15 protein-coding genes are annotated in these 17,786 nt (G+C 63.0%); 7 read left to right on the top strand and 8 right to left on the bottom strand.

Annotation, left to right across the window (positions count from 1 at the left end; genetic code table 11):
- Nucleotides 1–12: 12 nt before the first annotated feature.
- The 4 genes from GR197_RS00570 (at nt 13) to GR197_RS00585 (ending at nt 4,211) form a co-directional block, all read left to right on the top strand.
- Nucleotides 13–1,488 carry a CpaF family protein gene (locus GR197_RS00570; RefSeq protein WP_164006111.1) on the top strand — a complete coding sequence of 492 codons (1,476 nt, stop codon included), beginning with the start codon at nt 13–15 and terminating at the stop codon, nt 1,486–1,488.
- 5 nt (nt 1,489–1,493) lie between these two features.
- Nucleotides 1,494–2,501 (top strand): type II secretion system F family protein, encoded by a 1,008-nt coding sequence (locus tag GR197_RS00575; RefSeq protein WP_164006112.1) that lies wholly within the window; start codon nt 1,494–1,496, stop codon nt 2,499–2,501.
- A gap of 15 nt (nt 2,502–2,516) precedes the next feature.
- Complete coding sequence (locus tag GR197_RS00580; protein WP_164006113.1) at nt 2,517–3,503, top strand: type II secretion system F family protein; 987 nt, start codon at nt 2,517–2,519, stop codon at nt 3,501–3,503.
- A gap of 75 nt (nt 3,504–3,578) precedes the next feature.
- Nucleotides 3,579–4,211, top strand: coding sequence for a LysE family translocator (locus tag GR197_RS00585; protein WP_164006114.1), 633 nt, complete (start codon nt 3,579–3,581; stop codon nt 4,209–4,211).
- Between the two features lie 38 nt (nt 4,212–4,249).
- Here the strand turns inward: GR197_RS00585 and GR197_RS00590 are convergent, their stop codons facing one another.
- Nucleotides 4,250–5,086, bottom strand: coding sequence for a tetratricopeptide repeat protein (locus GR197_RS00590; RefSeq protein WP_164006115.1), 837 nt, complete (start codon nt 5,084–5,086; stop codon nt 4,250–4,252).
- Nucleotides 5,087–5,228: 142 nt separating this feature from the next.
- Between GR197_RS00590 and GR197_RS00595 the strand changes: the two genes are divergently transcribed.
- The 3 genes from GR197_RS00595 to GR197_RS00605 all read left to right on the top strand — a co-directional run bounded on the left by GR197_RS00595 (nt 5,229) and on the right by GR197_RS00605 (nt 8,048).
- Complete coding sequence (locus tag GR197_RS00595) at nt 5,229–6,620, top strand: leucyl aminopeptidase family protein (protein WP_164006116.1); 1,392 nt, start codon at nt 5,229–5,231, stop codon at nt 6,618–6,620.
- A 172-nt stretch (nt 6,621–6,792) separates the two neighbouring features.
- Nucleotides 6,793–7,143 (top strand): MarR family transcriptional regulator, encoded by a 351-nt coding sequence (locus tag GR197_RS00600; RefSeq protein ID WP_164006117.1) that lies wholly within the window; start codon nt 6,793–6,795, stop codon nt 7,141–7,143.
- A gap of 47 nt (nt 7,144–7,190) precedes the next feature.
- The gene (locus GR197_RS00605) at nt 7,191–8,048 is read left to right on the top strand and encodes an NlpC/P60 family protein (RefSeq protein WP_164006118.1); all 858 of its coding nucleotides are present in this window, start codon (nt 7,191–7,193) and stop codon (nt 8,046–8,048) included.
- Here the strand turns inward: GR197_RS00605 and GR197_RS00610 are convergent, their stop codons facing one another.
- From GR197_RS00610 to GR197_RS00640, 7 genes are all read right to left on the bottom strand, one after another.
- Nucleotides 8,049–8,909, bottom strand: coding sequence for an ABC transporter permease (locus GR197_RS00610; protein WP_164006119.1), 861 nt, complete (start codon nt 8,907–8,909; stop codon nt 8,049–8,051).
- 3 nt (nt 8,910–8,912) lie between these two features.
- A complete protein-coding gene (locus tag GR197_RS00615; protein WP_164006120.1) occupies nt 8,913–9,860 on the bottom strand; it encodes an ABC transporter permease in 948 nt (315 codons plus the stop codon).
- 350 nt (nt 9,861–10,210) lie between these two features.
- Entirely contained in the window at nt 10,211–11,740 is a 1,530-nt protein-coding gene (locus tag GR197_RS00620; protein ID WP_164006569.1) for an ABC transporter substrate-binding protein, read from the bottom strand.
- A 142-nt stretch (nt 11,741–11,882) separates the two neighbouring features.
- Entirely contained in the window at nt 11,883–12,803 is a 921-nt protein-coding gene (locus tag GR197_RS00625; protein WP_164006121.1) for a LysR family transcriptional regulator, read from the bottom strand.
- Nucleotides 12,804–12,846: 43 nt separating this feature from the next.
- Nucleotides 12,847–13,842, bottom strand: coding sequence for a P1 family peptidase (locus tag GR197_RS00630; protein WP_164006122.1), 996 nt, complete (start codon nt 13,840–13,842; stop codon nt 12,847–12,849).
- A gap of 242 nt (nt 13,843–14,084) precedes the next feature.
- Nucleotides 14,085–14,279, bottom strand: a complete 195-nt coding sequence (locus tag GR197_RS00635; protein WP_003544544.1) for a hypothetical protein — start codon at nt 14,277–14,279, stop codon at nt 14,085–14,087.
- A gap of 522 nt (nt 14,280–14,801) precedes the next feature.
- Complete coding sequence (locus GR197_RS00640; protein ID WP_164006123.1) at nt 14,802–17,723, bottom strand: aminotransferase; 2,922 nt, start codon at nt 17,721–17,723, stop codon at nt 14,802–14,804.
- Nucleotides 17,724–17,786: the final 63 nt, after the last annotated feature.

Here is a 17,786-nt window from a genome sequence, read left to right on the forward strand (position 1 = left end):
GGATTAAGCGGCATGTTTGGAAAACGCGGAAACGAAGGTTCCGGAAAGGTCGGAGGGGCGATTGCTCCCCCGCCGCCGGCTCCGGCCGCTGCCCCTGCGGCCTCTGCCCCCTCGATTCTGGTCGAACCCGTACGCGAGCCTGCACGCCAGCAGGTGACGCCGCCGCCGATGCAGACGCCGCAGCGTAAGCGCCCTGCTCGAACCGATGAATATTACGACACCAAGGCGCAGGTCTTTTCCGCGCTGATCGATACGATCGATCTCTCGCAGCTTTCCAAACTCGACGGTGAAAGCGCGCGCGAGGAAATCCGCGACATCGTCAACGACATCATAACCATCAAGAACTTTGCGATGTCGATCTCCGAGCAGGAAGAACTGCTCGAGGATATCTGCAACGACGTCCTCGGCTACGGTCCGCTGGAGCCATTGCTGGCGCGCGACGATATCGCCGACATCATGGTCAACGGCGCCGGCCAGACGTTCATCGAAGTCGGCGGCAAGACGATCGAATCGGAGATCCGCTTCCGCGACAATGCGCAGCTTCTTTCGATCTGCCAGCGCATCGTCAGCCAGGTCGGCCGCCGTGTCGACGAATCGAGCCCGATCTGCGACGCCCGCCTGCCCGATGGCTCGCGTGTCAACGTTATCGCCCCGCCGCTGTCGATCGACGGGCCGGCGCTCACCATCCGCAAGTTCAAGAAAGACAAGCTGACACTCGATCAGCTCGTCCGTTTCGGTGCGATCACGCCGGAAGGCGCGACCGTGTTGCAGATCATCGGGCGTGTGCGCTGCAACGTCGTAATTTCGGGCGGCACGGGCTCGGGCAAGACGACGCTGCTGAATTGCCTCACCAACTATATCGACAGGGATGAACGCGTCATCACCTGCGAGGATACCGCCGAACTGCAGCTGCAGCAGCCGCATGTCGTGCGGTTGGAAACGCGCCCGCCGAATATTGAAGGCGAGGGCGAGATTACCATGCGCGATCTCGTCAAGAACTGCCTGCGTATGCGTCCCGAGCGCATCATCGTCGGCGAAGTGCGCGGACCTGAAGTTTTCGACTTGCTGCAGGCGATGAACACCGGTCACGACGGCTCGATGGGCACTATCCACGCCAATACGCCGCGCGAATGCCTGAGCCGTATCGAATCGATGATCGCCATGGGGGGCTTCACCCTGCCGGCAAAGACGGTGCGTGAGATCATTTCCAGCTCGGTCGACGTGGTCATCCAGGCGGCGCGCCTTCGCGACGGCTCGCGCCGCATTACCCAGATCACCGAGGTGATCGGCATGGAAGGCGACGTCATCATCACCCAGGACCTGATGCGCTACGAAATCGAAGGCGAGGATGCGGCCGGCCGCCTGGTCGGCCGGCACATGTCGACCGGCGTCGGCAAGCCGCATTTCTGGGATCGCGCCCGATACTTCAACGAGGAAAAGCGTCTTGCCGCTGCCCTCGACGCGATGGAAGCGAAAACGAAGGATTAGGCGAGATGTTCGGGTTCGATCCGATAGTGCTGGCAATCGTCGTCCTCGCCGCCATCTCCGCGGCGGCGGTCGCCTATGCCCTGATGTTTTCTCGGATCGAGGCCGACAAGAAATCGGCAAGCCGCATCAACCGCGTCAAATCGGCCGAAAGCGACCGGGTCAAGGTCAAGGCCGCACGCGACCGGGTGCAGGAAATGTCGAAACGCCGGAAATCGGTGCAGGACAATCTGAAGGATCTGGAAAAGCGCCAGCACGAAAAGACCAAGAAGACCCTGACGATGAAATCCCGGCTGGTGCAGGCCGGCCTAACCATCACGGTCGGGAAATTCTATCTCATCAGCGCCGTCTTCGCGGGCGTGCTGCTGCTCATGGCTTTCATCATCGGTGTATCGTTGATGGTGATATTCGGTATTGCCGTGGTCGCCGGTCTCGGCCTTCCGCGCTGGATCGTCGGCTTCCTGATCAAGCGCCGCCAGAACAAGTTCCTCAACGAACTCCCCAATGCGCTTGACGTCATCACCCGCTCGATCAAATCGGGCCTGCCGCTCAACGATGCGATCCGTCTTATCGCAACTGAAGGCACCGAGCCGGTCAAGAGCGAGTTCCGGCGCGTGATCGAGGCGCAGCAGGTGGGCCTCAGCATCCCCGATGCCTGCGCCCGCATGACGACCCATATGCCGCTCCAGGAAGTCAGCTTCTTCGCCATCGTCATCGCTATCCAGTCGCAGGCTGGCGGCAATTTGTCGGAAGCGATCGGCAACCTTTCCAAGGTGATACGCGAGCGCAGGAAAATGAAGGCCAAGGTCTCGGCGCTTTCGATGGAAGCCAAGGCGTCGGCCGTCATCATCGGTGCTCTGCCGTTCATCGTCGCGACCCTCGTCTATCTCACGTCGCCGAACTACATGATGATCCTTTTCACCGACCCGCGCGGCCATTTCATCATGGGTGTATCGGCGATCTGGATGTCGATCGGCATCTTCGTCATGCGCAACATGGTCAATTTTGACATCTAGCCGGAAGGACGCACCATGACGCAGGACCTTGCCGCAACCCTGACCAATCCGAGCATGCTGATCGCGCTGTTCGTCGCGATTGCCGTCTTCGCGACGTTTTACACGATCGCCACCCCCTTCTTCGAGCGCGGCGATCTCAGCAAGCGTATGAAGGCCGTCTCGACCGAGCGCGAGCAGATCCGCGCTCGCGAACGCGCCCGCATGAACGCCGAAACCGGCTCCGGCAAAGCCTCGCTCAGGAACCAGAACAATCGTTCGGTCCGCCAGATCGTCGAACGCTTCAACCTGCGCAAGGCGCTCGTCGACGAGAATACCGTCAACAAGCTGCGTGCTGCCGGTTTTCGCTCCGAGAATGCGCTGAATACCTTCCTCGTAGCGCGGTTCCTGCTGCCCTTCCTCTTCCTGGCGCTTGCCGTCTTCTGGGTTTTCGGTCTCGGCCATCTCGCCGCAAGGGGTACGCCGATCCGCATGTTCGCGGTCATCGCCATCGGCTATGTCGGTTTCTACGCGCCGAACATCTACATCTCGAACCGCATGAGCAAGCGTCAGCACTCGATCAAACGCGCCTGGCCGGATGCGCTGGACCTGATGCTGATCTGCGTCGAATCCGGCATCTCCATCGAGGCCGCAATGCGTCGGGTGTCGGAAGAGCTCGGCGAGCAGTCGCCGGCGCTCGCCGAGGAGATGGTGCTGACCACGGCCGAGCTCTCCTTCTTGCCGGATCGCCGCATGGCGCTCGAAAATCTTGCCACGCGCACCCAGATCGAGCTGGTACGCTCGGTCACTCAAGCGCTGATCCAGGCCGATCGCTACGGCACGCCGGTTGCACAGGCGCTGCGTGTCCTCGCCCAGGAAGGCCGCGACGAGCGCATGAACGAGGCGGAAAAGAAGGCAGCCGCCCTGCCGCCGAAACTGACGGTGCCGATGATCCTGTTCTTCCTGCCGGTGCTGATCGCCGTCATTCTCGGCCCGGCCGGCATCCAGGTGTCAGACAAGTTCTGATGCTTGCGGCCGGTTAAATCGATTCCGGTTTGAGGAATTATGCGGTAACCTTCGATCTCAAACGAGGGTTATCGGATGTCTTCTGCAGGCGTTTTCATCAGCATCATGGCAGCCCTGGCAGTCGGCGCCATGAGCCCCGGCCCGAGCTTCGTCATCGTTTCCAGGATTGCCATCTCGCGGTCACGGCTGGACGGTCTTGCGGCCGCACTCGGCATGGGTGCCGGCGGCGTCGTTTTTGCCGCGCTGGCACTCGCCGGGCTGACGGCGCTGCTGTCTCAGTTCGAATGGCTCTATGTCTTGCTGAAGGTCGCAGGCGGCGCCTATCTCATCTTTATCGCCGTCAATATCTGGAGAGGTGCTGCGCAGCCGCTGGAGGTTTCCGACGCCGGCGATAACCAACGTGCACCGATGCGAAGCTTCACCACCGCGCTGCTGACCCAGCTCAGCAACCCGAAGACCATCATCGTCTATGCCAGCCTCTTTGCCGCGCTTCTCCCGAGGACGGTGCCGCTCGATCTGATGGTTGCGCTGCCGCTCGGCGTCTTTGCTGTGGAGGCGGGGTGGTATTCGATCGTGGCGCTGGCCTTTTCGGCCCGCCATCCGCGGCGGCTCTATCTCGCATCGAAGAGCTGGATAGACCGGGCCGCCGGTACCGTCATGGGCGGCCTCGGCCTTCGCCTGATTCTGTCGGGCCTGAGCGCCCGCTAAAAAGGCCGACTGCCGACGACACAATCTGGATCGGTCGGTCAGTTGGTATTGCTGGCCTCCGCCGTACCCGGCGTCTTGTCCTTGGCGGCGAGTTTCTGCCAGGAATTCTGCTGCGAGAGCATGCCTCTTAGATAGGCGACATTGGCATCGGCCTGCTGCGGTGAAAGTTCGCGCCGCGCGATCTGCTCGGCCTCGGGGAAATGTCCCTGCAGGCCGACGACGAGGGCTAGGTTCTGCCTGACGCGGCTGTCGGCTGTGGGTTGGCTGGCGGCGGAGCGCAGATAGGTTTCAGCCGTGCGCAGATCGCCGGTCAGCACATAGGACATGCCGAGGTTGGAAAGGATGGAGGGCTCGTTCGGCTGGATGTCGAGCGCGTCACGGTAGCGCTGCCGGGCATCGCTTGCCCGGCCCATCTGGTCGAGGATCGCGCCTTCGGCCGAGATCAGCTTCCAGTCCGGACGGTCCGGTGTCTGGGCGCGGCCGATCGTGTCGAGTGCCTGCTGAAACTGGCCGGCCGCTGCCTGCGCCTTGCCGTAGGCGGCGAGCACGTTGCGGTCGGCGGGATTGCTGATCGCCACCTGCTGCATGACGGCGAGCGCCTGCGTGTCACGGCCGTTCATGCGCAGCAGATTGGCATAGTTGACGCCGGTGACGGGATCGCGCGGGTTCTTTTCATAGGCCTGACCGAGCCGGTCGGTTGCCGATCGCAACTCGGTCGCGTCCATCTCTTCAACCGGCTTGGTGAGCTTCGGCACCGAGCCTGTCGTCATCCGGTCCTTGGTCGTCGAGCAGCCGGCAAGTGCCAGGACGATCAGCGATGCCGCAGCACCCTGCAGGATACGATTCGTGAATGTGGTGGTGAGCGAGGCAGGCATGACGCGTTCCTGAGTTCCGAAATCGGCGCCTGACCTCGAAGCGGAACAGGGAAAGGTTTGACGCAATCTTCGCTCCAGCAATAGTCTGTTAACCCTAACAGACCGTTAAGGAGTGATTCCTTACGACCGCCGAAGGACAATCATGGCCCCCTATCAGTTCATCGAGAGAGCGACCCCTTTCAACACAAAGGGCGGTTCGACGCTGCCGATCTTTGCCGTCACTCCCGCCCATATCGAGACCGGCACGATCGATCCGATCGCGCTCGATTGGGCGCGCAGGGCGGGCTACAAAGCCGAAAGCGGTTCGGTGCTGCTGATCCCGACGGCCGAAGGCCATCTCGGCGGCGCGCTTTTTGGCCTCGGCACCAATCCATCCGAGCAGCCATACATCACCGGCAGGCTCGCCCGGGCGCTGCCGGCCGGCGACTGGCACATCGAGACTGCGCCGCTGACGGCAAATCGCCTGGCTCTCGGCTTTGGTCTCGGCAGCTACCGTTTCGACCGCTATAAGTCCGAAAAAACGCTGGCGGCGACGCTGATGATTCCCCGCGATGCCGACAGTGCCGACATCAAGCGCCAGCTCGCCGGCGTCTTTCTCGCCCGCGACCTCATCAACACGCCGACCAATGATATGGGGCCGGAACAGCTCGAGGCGGCTTTCCGCGGCCTAGCCGCACATTACAAGGCAGAGATATCGGTTATCAAAGGCGACGACCTGCTCAAACACAACTTCCCGCTGGTCCATACCGTCGGCCGCGCCAGCGCCGATGCACCGCGCCTTCTCGAATTGCGCTGGGGCAAAAAGGGCCACCGCAAGGTGACGCTCGTCGGCAAGGGCGTCTGTTTCGATACCGGTGGTCTCGACATCAAGCCTGCCGCTTCCATGCTGCTGATGAAGAAGGATATGGGCGGCGCGGCGAATGTCATGGGGCTTGCCCTGATGATCATGGACGCCAAGCTGAAGGTCGACCTGCGCGTCATCATCCCGGTTGTCGAAAACGCCATCTCGTCCAACGCCTTCCGCCCCGGCGACATCTATAAGAGCCGCAAGGGTCTGACCGTTCAGATCGACAATACCGATGCTGAAGGCCGTCTCATCCTTGCCGATGCGCTCGCCTATGCCGACGAGGAAGAGCCCGACCTCTTGATCGACATGGCGACACTGACCGGTGCCGCCCGTGTCGCCCTCGGTCCGGATCTGCCGCCCTTCTTCACCGATGACGCCAATCTGGCGCATGACCTGACCGAAGCGAGCCTGGAAACGGACGATCCGATCTGGCGCCTGCCGCTCTATTCCGGCTACGAAAAGGATATCCGCACCAAGTTTGCCGATCTGACCAATGCGCCGGCCGGCGGCATGGCGGGGGCGATCACCGCCGCCCTCTTCCTCAAGCGTTTCGTCGGCAAGGCGAAGAGCTGGGCGCATTTCGACATTTACGGCTGGGCGCAGTCCGAGCGGCCGCATTCGCCAGGCGGCGGTGAAGCGCAGGCAATCCGCGCACTCTTCCATCATATCCGCGAGAGCCTGCGCTGACGCTATAGCCAGCTGGAGCCGGGGCGCATCGCGTGACCTGTTGATGCGCTGCGCCTCCGCCGATCGTTAAAATTTTATTCACCCTGCCGGGCGGCAATTCCTGCCGCCTCTTGCAAGTCCATGCCAACTGCCGGAAAATGAAACGTTAGCGTAACGATCTTCCGGAGGGGCCGTGCCGATCGAACTGACCGCCTCGCAGGCGCTGGGGCTCTGGCATGGCGTGGCGCTCGATCAGGTCCGCCACGATGACCGCGATTTGACGTTGCGCCAGATGGCGATCCTGCTGCATATTTATCTGGTGCCGCCGCCGCATACGGTGCGCGGGCTTGCCGCCACCCTTGGCGTCACCAAGCCGGTCATCACCCGCGCCTTGGATACGATGGGCGAAATGGGCCTTGTCGATCGTGTGCGCGACGATGCCGACCGGCGCAGCGTGATTATCAAGCGCACCGTCGGCGGTGCGCTGTACCTGGAAAAGCTCGGCGATCTCGTCCGTGATCAGGCCCGCCGGCTGCCGCTCTGAGAGGCCATCTGAAAGGCCACTTGAAAGGCCACTTGAAAGGAATGCCAATGACGATGCTCGACCGCCGGCTGCATGCCTATCGGCCCGATCTCGCCGAAGCGGGGCTCGAAGGCAAGGTAGAGGCTTTGCGTTTCGTCGACGGCGCGCCGGCGCGTGTCGCCGTTCCGGTCGTCGGCCTGCGCCCCGAACCGGATCTTGCGCGTGGCATCGATACCGAACTGCTTCTTGGCGAGGACGTGACGCTGTTCGATCGCGCCGGCGGCTGGTCCTGGGTGAAAGCCGCCTCGGACGGTTATGTCGGTTATCTCCCTACAGAGGCGCTGTCGGAAGGCCTGATGGCACCGACCCATATCGTCACCGTCCAGCGCACCTTCCTCTATCCGGAGCCGGAATTGCGCAAGCCGCACCAGGCCATCCTGTCGATGGGAAGCCGCGTGCATGTCGCCGGCGAGGCGGAAGCGCGCGGCAATCGGTACGTCGTGCTCGAGGACGGGACCGCCATCTTCGCCAAGCACGTCCAACCGATCGGCGCGCTCGATGGCGCCGACTATGTCGAGATCGCAGCCCGTTTCCTGGAAACGCCCTATCTCTGGGGTGGACGCTCCGGCCTTGGCATCGATTGCTCCGGCCTCGTCCAGCTGGCGATGCTGATGACCGGCAGGGCAGCGCCGCGGGATACCGACATGCAGGCAGCCGGCCTCGGTGAGCCGATCGACCGCGCCGAAATCCGCCGCGGTGACCTGGTGTTCTGGAAGGGCCATGTCGCGGTCTTCGAGGATCCGGAAACCATCCTCCACGCCAACGGCCACAGCATGACGGTGGCGCGCGAGAATTTCGAGGCCGCGGTCAAGCGTATCGGCTGGCTCTACGAGCAGCCGACCGGCTACCGCCGCCCGACCGGCTGATCAGCGGCGCGCCTCGCGCGGGTCGAGAAGATCGCGCAAGCCGTCGCCGAGCATGTTGAAACCAAAAACGGCGATCGCGATGGCAAGTCCGGGCAAGACGGCTAGCCAGGGGGCGAGCGCCAGATAGGTTTGCGAATCGGCCAGCATCCGGCCCCAGCTCGGCGCCGGCGGCGCCATACCGAGCCCGAGGAAACTGAGACCGGCTTCGGTCAGGATCGCCAGCCCGAGCTGAATGGCGCCATGCACGATGATCTGGCTGATGATATTCGGCAGCACATGGCGCAGCGAAATGGCCAGGCGCGTATTGCCGAGCGCGCGCGCCGCCATGACATAGTCGCGGCTCCAGGCCTGCAGCGAGGTTGCCAGTGTCACCCGCGCAAAGACCGGAATCATGAAGACCGCGATCGCGGTGATCGCGGTAAAACGGCCAGGCCCGAGAAAGGCGCCGAGCACCATGGCCGACAGGATCGGCGGCAGCGCGAAGATGACGTCGCAGATGCGCATCAGCAGTGTTTCGAAAAGGCCGCGGATCGCCGCCGCCGAAATGCCGGCGATCGAACCGAGCGTCCCGCCGATCGCAACCGCGGTGATGGCGATCGACAGCGAATTCCAGCATCCCGCCATCAGCATCGACAGCACGTCGCGGCCGAACTGATCGGTGCCGAGCAGGCCGAAGACAAGCGGTGGCTGCAGTTTGTGAATGATCTGCATTTTTGCCGGCGGCAGCGGCGTCCAGACGAGCGACAGCAGCGCAACGGCGAGCAGCAGACCGATAATCACCGCCCCGGAAACCAGGTTCATTCGCCGGCTAATCTTAAAGGCCAGGCGGCTGGCAAGGGCGCTGGAAACAACGGGAGCCATGCCTCAAACCACCTTTCTCATCCTGGGATCGATCGCCAGATAGGAGAGATCGACGACGAAGTTCACCACGATGACGAGGGCTGCGAAGAACAGCACGACATCCTGCATCACGATGATATCGCGCTGGGCGAGCGCCTGCAGCGCCAGCCGCCCGAGACCGGGCAGGTTGAAGACGTTTTCCACCAGCACCGCGCCGGCGACGAGGAAGGTGAATTGCAGCCCGATCATCGTCAGGATCGGGATCAACGCGTTCGGCACGATATGCCGCCACAGCACCACTCTGGGAGAGAGCCCCTTGGCGATGGCGGTGCGGGCAAAATCCTCATGCATCGTCTCAATGACCGCCGAACGGGCCACCCGCGTCAACACGCCCGCCTGCGGCATCGCCAATGCGACGGCCGGCATGACCAGCGCCTGCAATGCGGGTAGCAGACCGGCGCTCCAGCCCGGGAAACCGCCGGCCGGCATCAGCCCGAGCATCGTCGAAAACAGGATGATCAACAGCAGCGCCACCCAGAAGGCCGGCACGGCAATGCTGATCTGCGAAAACAGCGTGGCGATGATGCCGATGAGACCGCCGCGGCGCGACGCGGCCAGCACCCCAAGCGGCAGGGCAATTGCCACCGAAAGCACGATCGCCATCAGCGCCAGCGGCAGGGTCACCGCCAGCCGCTCGACGATCAATCCGGCCACCGGGACGCCATAGGTATAGGATTGGCCGAGGTCGCCTGAGAATACACCGGCCAGCCATTGGCCGTAACGCAGGATAAGCGGCTGATCGAGCCCGAGATCGTGACGCAACGCTGCTAAGGTTTCCGGGCTTGCCGAGGTGCCGAGCATGATCGAGGCGGGATCGCCGGGGAGGAGATCCATGACCGTGAAGATCAGCAGCGAGACGATGAGAAGCGTGAGAAGCAGACCGGCGAAGCGACGGGCGAGGAGTGCGGTCATTCGGGCCACGCTTTCGGTGTGGCACCGCGGCTCTCCGATGTGCTGGCGGTGGGTTTGGTGAGAAGGCCAACCCCACTCTCCGTCATCCTCGGCCTTGAGCCGAGGATCCATGCCGCGGCTGCTGGTGGGTGCTGTGTGGATGCTCGGCTCAAGGCCGAGCATGACGGAGGGTGGGGTGGGCGGAAGGAGCCTTCCGAGGCGCCGACGCCAGGAGCGCCATCCGCCGGCAAAATCAAACAATGTCGGCCCGGGTTGAACTGACTTGGCGAGACAGGGGAAAGGTTGTGTCCTATATCGGCCAAATACATGTCGGATCTCTCCAAGGTCTCCTGCGTCCCCATCAGGCCGCCTCACTCCCCCCACGAAACCCCAGACAACACGTTGGAAGGGATCGGTTCGTTCTCCCACAGCCCCCTCAGCTTCCTGTCCCAGACGCCGAGTTTCGGCATGACGAAGAGGTAGAGCGCCGGCACATCCTTGGCGAGGATCTTCTGGGCCTCGCCATAGATCGCGTTCTGCGCGGCGGGATCGGCGGTCTCCTGGACCTTCTTCATCAGCGCGGTAAACACCGGGTTCTTATAGTTGAAATAATAGGGATCGCGCCCGTAGATGTCGATGTCGAGCGGCTCGGCATGGGCGACGATCGTCATGTCGAAGTTGCGGTCCTTCATGATGTCCTGGACCCATTTCGCCGGAAACTCGGTCGGCTCGATAGTCATCGTCACGCCGATCTCGGCAAACATCGCCTGCATCACCTCGGCGCTGCGCGGCGCATAGGCCATCTGCGGCGATTTGATCGTGAAGGTGAAGCCGTTGGGATAGCCGGCTTCTGCCAGCAGCGCCTTCGCCTTCTCGACATCGTAAGGCAGCACGCCGGTCATATCCTGATAGCCGGGATCGTTCGGCGTGTAGTGGCTGCCGATCGGCGTGCCGAGGCCGGACCATGCGCCGTCGATCACCGTCTTGCGGTCGATCGCCATCATCAGCGCCTGGCGCACGCGTCTGTCGTCGAACGGCTTCCTGGCATTGTTCATCCCGGCAACGACCTTGAGCTCGGTATTGCCGATCCTGGTGACCAGCCTCGCATCGCCATCCCAGGAACTCATCAGCTCGGGTGCGGCAAATTCCGGAAAGGCATCGAGATCGCCGGATTTCAGCGCCGCCGCCTGCGCCTGCGGATCGGCAATGAAGCGGAAGGTCACCTTGTCGAGCTTGGCGGCCGCAGCCTTGTTCCAGTAATCGGCATTCTTTTCCAGCTCGACCCTGTCGCCCTTCGCCCAACTGGCGAATTTGAACGGGCCGGTGCCCACCGGCATGGTCTTGTCGTCGGCAGCGGTCTTGGGGGCGAGCATCACCGAGGCCGGCCAGCCGAGCCAGTAGATCAGGCTGCCGGTCGGCGCCGAGAGATGCAGCACCAGCGTTTCGGCGTCGGGCGTATCGATCGAGGCGATCGAGGCGAAGAAGCGCTTCTGCGGATTGACCGAATCCGCGCCGCGGGCGCGGTCGAGCGAAAACCTGGCGCTGGCCGCATCGAAAGCCTCGCCATCGTGGAATTTGACGCCTGTCTGCAGCTTGAAGGTGTAGGTCAGGCCATCGGGCGAAATCACCCAGCTTTTCGCCAGCTGCGGCTGGATCTTGCCGGCCTGGTCGATCGTCACCAGTCCCTCGAACACGTTCTGCCAGGTCACCTGGCCGATGGCCACCGGTGCCGCGATCGTCGGGTCGAGGCCGGTCGGCTCGACGCTCATGCCAATGTTCAGGGTGGTCTTCGCTGCCTGCGCCGGCGTCATCGCCGTCATCACCAGGCCGGCCGAAATCCCGGCACCGAGGCAAAGCCGGCGGACGAAACGCGCCGAAGGCACCAACGAAACCCTGATCATCCTGTTCCCTATCTCGCGCTCGACGGCGACGACCTCTGCGGATAAAATGTCGCTATCAAGTGCACACATAATGACGATCTCATGCGCTTAGTGTAGCCGAAATAGCTACACAGCAAATTCGCCGCCATTGCAAGCCGGAACGTCAGCCTTTCCTCTCGGTCCGGCTGTCCGTAAGCTCGCGCATGAAGGTCTCGATGAAGTCGAGCAGCGTCGTTGCCGCAAAGGATAGCTGCCGATCCGGGGCAATGCAGAGATCGATGTGGGTGCGAATGCCGGTCTTGCCGGAGAGCGGAATAGCCAGAAGTTGGCCCGCTTCGATTTCGCGGCGGACGGTCAGCGCCGGCAGGAGTGTGACTGCGGCACCGCTGAGCACCAGTTCCTTCAGCATTTCGAGCGAACTGGTGACGAAGACGGGATCGAGGTCCAACCCCTCCTTTTCGAATAGGGCGTCGAAGGCCTGGCGGAAGCCGAAGGATTTCTCCGGCAGCGCCAATGCGTAGTCGGTGAGTTTCCTGATGGGGATTTCGGCATAAGCGGCGGCGGGATGCTCAGGCGTGGCGATGAGGTCATAGGCGATCTCGGAGCGCAGGCGCACCTTGGTGCCGGACATCGCTGGCGCAAACAACGTCACAGCAATATCCGCCTCGGCGCTGTTGACGGCATCGACCGCCTGCCGCGCGCTGGTGATCGTCACGCTAAAGCGCAGCTGCGGATAGTTCAGGCTGAATTCGGCCAGTACAGGCGCCAGCAGATTGGTGACGGTGGCGCCATTGGCATAGATGCTGACATGGCCGCGCTGCAGTCCCTTCAGGTCTTCGATCAGCTGCTGCACGTGATCGAGTTCGCGCAGCGTGCGGCCGGCGCGGGCAGCAAGCAGTTCGCCGGCGGCCGTCAGCTTGACGCCGCGGGCGCTGCGTTCGACGAGCGGCGCACCGAAATGATGTTCGAGGTTCTCGATCTGCCGGCTGATCGCCGTCGGCGCGACGTTGAGGTTCTCGGCCGCCTGGCGCATCGAATTGGTCCTGACCAGCTCGTCGAAATACATCAGCGCCCGGATCTGCATTCACGTCTCTCCGCCATTCTGCCCGGGTTGCGACCCTATTCAATCAATGACCGTCAGGATAGCGGTCGCGCCATGCCTTTTGCGCGCCCTCGGCCGGCAGCGCGGTGGCGGCGTAGACGCCGCGGGCGATCGCCCGCGCCATGACGATGGTTGTGAGGTGGCAAAGTTCCATCAGGCTCGCCATGTCGTCGCGGCGATGCCTGGCCGTCGAGGCGGCAAAGACGGTGTCGCCGTCGAGCGGCAGATGTGCCGGCAGCAGTGCCCGCGCAAGCCCGTCATGACCGGCGAGCGACAGCCGGTGCGCCTCGGCCTTGGTCAGCTGCGCGTCGGTCACCACTGCGCCGATCGTCGTCGCCGGCCCGTTCATACCCTTGAGCCGCATCCTGTGATCAGCCACCGCAGGCATGCCGAGCCCGCCGAATTCCCCGTCTTTTTCAAAGGGTGCCGCCCAGAAATGCGGCCCGTCGCCAATCGTTGGCGAGCCGAGCGCATTGACGGCGACAACAGCCCCGACGCGGTGGCCGGCGCTGCTGACGGCGCTGGCCGATCCGAGCCCGCCCTTGAAGGTGGCTGTCGTCGCACCCGTGCCGGCGCCTATGGTGCCGAGCGCAAAGGCGCCCTTGGCGGCCGCCTTCAAGGCGGCGTAACCCATATCGCGATAGGGTGAGTGCAGCCCCCAATCCTTGTCGCCGCCGTTCAGCAGGTCCATCAGGATCGCCTGCGGCACGATCGGTATGCGCACCGGCCCGACGGCAAAGCCGCGGCCGAGTTCGCGCAATCCTGCCTGTACGCCGCCGGCGGCATCCAGCCCGAAAGCCGAGCCGCCGGAGAGCACGAAGGCATCCACGGCATTGACGGTCATCGACGGATCGAGCAGGCCGGTGTCGCGCCCGCCCGGCGCGCCGCCGAGCACCGTGCCGGAGGCCACGGCCGGCGCGTCGAAGACGATGACCGTGACGCCGGAACCGAGCGCAAGATCGGTCGCATGGCCGACGGAAACGCCATCGATATCGGTGATGAGGTTGAGAAGATCGGGCACGGGCGGAATTCCAGCAAAAGTGTGCAGCGGTTTTGCCAGGCAAAGCGCGAAGCGCTTTCGCCGGGAATTGCGTGAAGACAAAGAGATAGAGCATTTTCGTGATTCGAAGAAAAACGGAAATACTCTAGACGCAAAGACCGCCGATAGGACTGCAATTGCCCTCAAAAAACAAGACCGGCCCCGAATGGCGGGACCGGTCGAACATCGGAAAAGCCGTGAATGCGAGTGCCGGCCTCATGCCCTCAGGCATGAAGCGGCTTCGGATGACGGCGGGTCATCAGGTCGTGGATGGCCAGCCGCACCTCGTCCGGCGAGCCGAAACGCTGCTCGTCGAGGTCGTGGACATGAAATTTCACGGCGATGAACTTCAGCCGGTCTTCATCGGGAATGACGATCCCGACGGGAACGCCTGCATATTCGATAACTTGCTTCTTCATAGATAGAACTCCTGCCGCGCGACATGCGCAGCCATGGCGAATTGACTTGTCTGGTACCGTTGAAAGGAGGACGAACGTCACATTCGACAGTTCGGGCGGGAGAGGGCGCCCGGACGGTCATTGCCAAGCACAGATCGCCCAAGGAGATCGGCGAGAATATCGATATTTATCATGCTCGTTCCTTGCGTTGGCGTTGCACTTGAGAGGTCCCGGAAGAGCCCGGGGCCGGCGATGGCTGTCTTTGATAATCCACCGACTTGGTAGAGATTACCCTGCAGCCTGTCAGAAACATATTCCGAAACGTGTCAAAAAATCGACGATCCGAAAAATTTCATTCCATCCAAGTGGAAACTTACGGAAAGAAACATATCAGCTCATCGTAAAATTCACATGACAGAATCAGCGTTCTATCGATCGCCGCAGCAGACATAGGAAGCCCGGCTGAATCAGGCAATGGCCCGTTTCGTTAAAAATCGAAATGCCTCGAAATGACCGATTTCGTTAATGCGGAAAGAGCCCCGCTCACCAGCCTTCCTCGAGCACCTTCTCCAGCATGTCCGCGAAGAAATCAGCGCTTTCGATGCTGAGGCAGAGCGGCGGCTTGATCTTCAGCACGTTTTGGTGATCACCGGTCGGCTGCATGATGACGCCGAGGGTCAGCAGCCGGTCGCAGATTGCCGCCGTCTCTTCGCTCGCCGGCTCCAGCGTTGTTCTGTCGCGGACGAATTCGAGGCCGAGATAGAGCCCCATGCCATGCACGGCGCCGGCAATCGGATGGCGGTCGATCAGTGCGGCAAGCCGCGCCTTCAGGTGATCGCCGACCGTCCGGGCATTTTCCTGCAGCATCTCCTCGGCCATGATGTCGAGCACCGCCATGCCGGCGATGCAGCTGACCGGGCTGCCGCCGGTGGAGGAAAAGAACGTGCCCTCCTTCTCCAGCGACCCGGCGATCTCCCGCGTGGTGATGACGGCGCCGAGCGGATGGCCGTTGCCCATGCCCTTGGCCACGGTGATTATGTCAGGCACGACCCCTTGCTGCTCGAAGCCCCAGAAATAATGTCCGAGCCTGGAATAGCCGACCTGCACTTCGTCGGCGATGCAGAGGCCGCCGCGGGCGCGCACCTGCGCATAGACCTGGCCGAGATACCCGTCCGGCAGCGGAATGCCGCCGGCATTGCCGTAGACCGATTCGCAGATGAAGCCGGCAAGGCCATTGCCGCCGGCGTCGATCGCCTCCAGCACGGGCGTTATGGCGCCGAGATAGCTGGTCGCCGTATCGGGACCGCGGAATGCACCGCGATAGGTATTCGGCGACACGACGGCATGCACCCAGTCTGGACGGGTGGTCAGTGCCTGCGGATTGTCGGCGATCGAGGTGGAGACGGCGTCGCTTGCCGCCGACCAGCCGTGATAGGCTTCGAGCAGGCAGAGCATGTTGCGCGCGCCGCTATGGGCCTGCGCCAGCCGGATCGCCAGATCGTTCGCCTCCGAGCCGCTGTTGACGAGGAAGACCGCGTCGAGCCCATCCGGTGAAAGCGCTGCGAGCCGCTCGGAAAATTCCGTGATCGCCGCATAGTGGAAGCGTGAATTGGTGTTGAGCCGCAGCCATTGCGCACTGATCGCCGCCGCAAGCTTGGGATTGCCATGGCCGAGAATGGAGACGTTGTTGACCATGTCGAGATAGGCGCGGCCCTCGACATCGAACAGATGTTCCTTCCAGCCGCGCTCGATCTGCGGCGGCGCTGCATAATAATTCTTCTGCGCCCCTGCCAGATGCGCGTGCCGCCTGGCGAGCAGCGCGGCGGTTTCCGGTTTCGGCGCATCGGCTCCAGGGCCGAGAAGCAGCGAGGGAGACGGGCAGAGCACCGTCCAGGCTGCTGTCTCGCTCGGTGTGGCAAAGAGCGGCGGCTCGAGCCCCGCGACGCTGCAAAGCTGAACGCGCAGCCCGCCGAGCGACGAAGCCTCTCCGACAACGGTGCCGAGCGGATCGCCGGCGGCAAGCTCGGCCTCATTCTCGACCGACAGGTCGAGCCCGTCGAGGTGCAGGGTCATGCTGTCGCTGGTCAGCGTCAGATGCTGGTCCTTCCAGCCGATGCGGCCGGCAAAGGGCGCAGCAACCGCGCTGCCCGCGGCAAGGCAAATATCGATATGCAGGGCTGCGGTCGCCTGCCCCTTGGCGGTTCCCGCCCGCGAAAGCCGGTATTCGCCGTAACGCGTCGCTGCCGTGCCATTTTCGGTCGCGGCGCGGGCAAGCAGCCGCCAGTCCATGTCGGCATTCAGCCAGTTGCCGGCGGAAAAATGCGGGCTCCGTACCCCAAGATCGACATAGGCGATCCCGGCGGGCTCGATGTCAGGCAGCAGCGGCAGCCATCCCGATGTTTCCGGGGCGGCGACATCGGCGCCGGCTGCCTTGAGGATCGCCGCTTCCATCAGCTCGAAAGGAACGGACATCGCCGTATCGAAGATCGCCCGCTCAAGGTCGAGATTGCCGCGGACATAGTCATTCTCGGGGTCGACGGAAATCTGCTGCTCGCCGCTGGCGACGAGAATGACCGCGCGCGCGACGATCAATGGCCAGAGCGCCTTCAGCTCCTCCCCGGTCAGCGGATAGATCGCCTGATAGGCGGTGACGGCGGGCAGGATATGAAAAGGGTCGCCCTCGGCATGATGCAGCAGCGAGGCGCAGGTGACGGCGAGGTCGCCGACCAGCCAGCCGCGGATGATGTCGCCGAAATCGATCACCCCGTCGGGGATTATATGGCCATGGGCATTGCGGTGACCGACGACATTGTCGCCGGTAACGTCGTGATGCACGGCCTGCAGCCGAAGCGACGGCGCCAAGGGCTGGATGCGGCGGACCGCCATCACCATGGTCTTGGCGATCCGGTCGCGCGCGGCGCTGTCGGTGATGACGGAAAGCAGTTGCACCGCGACCGGCCCGGCGCGCCTGAGATCCCATTGCAGGCTGCGGTCGAGGCCGGGATGGTTGAAATCGGCAAGCGCCAGCGCCAGCCGCGCGCAGAGCGCGCCGAGCGCAGCGACGGAAGCCGGCGCCAGATAGGTCAGTTCCGTCAGCCCCTGGCCTTCCAGATATTCGAGCAGCCGGACCTGGTAGCCCTGTCCGCGCACGGTCAGGACGAGGATCTCCCGTCCCTCATTCGTGGCGATCACATTGGGAACGCGCGGCGCATCCTGCTTGCTCTTGAGGTGATGGATCGCCGCATTCTGCGCCTGGAGTTCACGGGTCTCGTAGACGGCATGGCAGATCTTCAGGACGTAGCGACCGCGATCGCTATCGACGCGGAAGTTCCGATCTTGCTGGCTGCCGAGTTCGGCAACGGTGCCGGACAGACTGTAATGGGCAAGCAGGATCTCTTCCGCATCGGCAACGGTCACGTCGGGACGCGGCAGCGTCATACGATCAACAAGCGCCTCGTCGGTCATGACACCCCTCCCGCAGCATGATTCGATTACCTATTGAAGGCGATAATCAAATACTTGCTGCTG

The sequence above is a fragment of the Rhizobium phaseoli genome, from assembly GCF_010668805.1.
In the GTDB taxonomy this organism is placed as follows: domain Bacteria; phylum Pseudomonadota; class Alphaproteobacteria; order Rhizobiales; family Rhizobiaceae; genus Rhizobium; species Rhizobium phaseoli_A.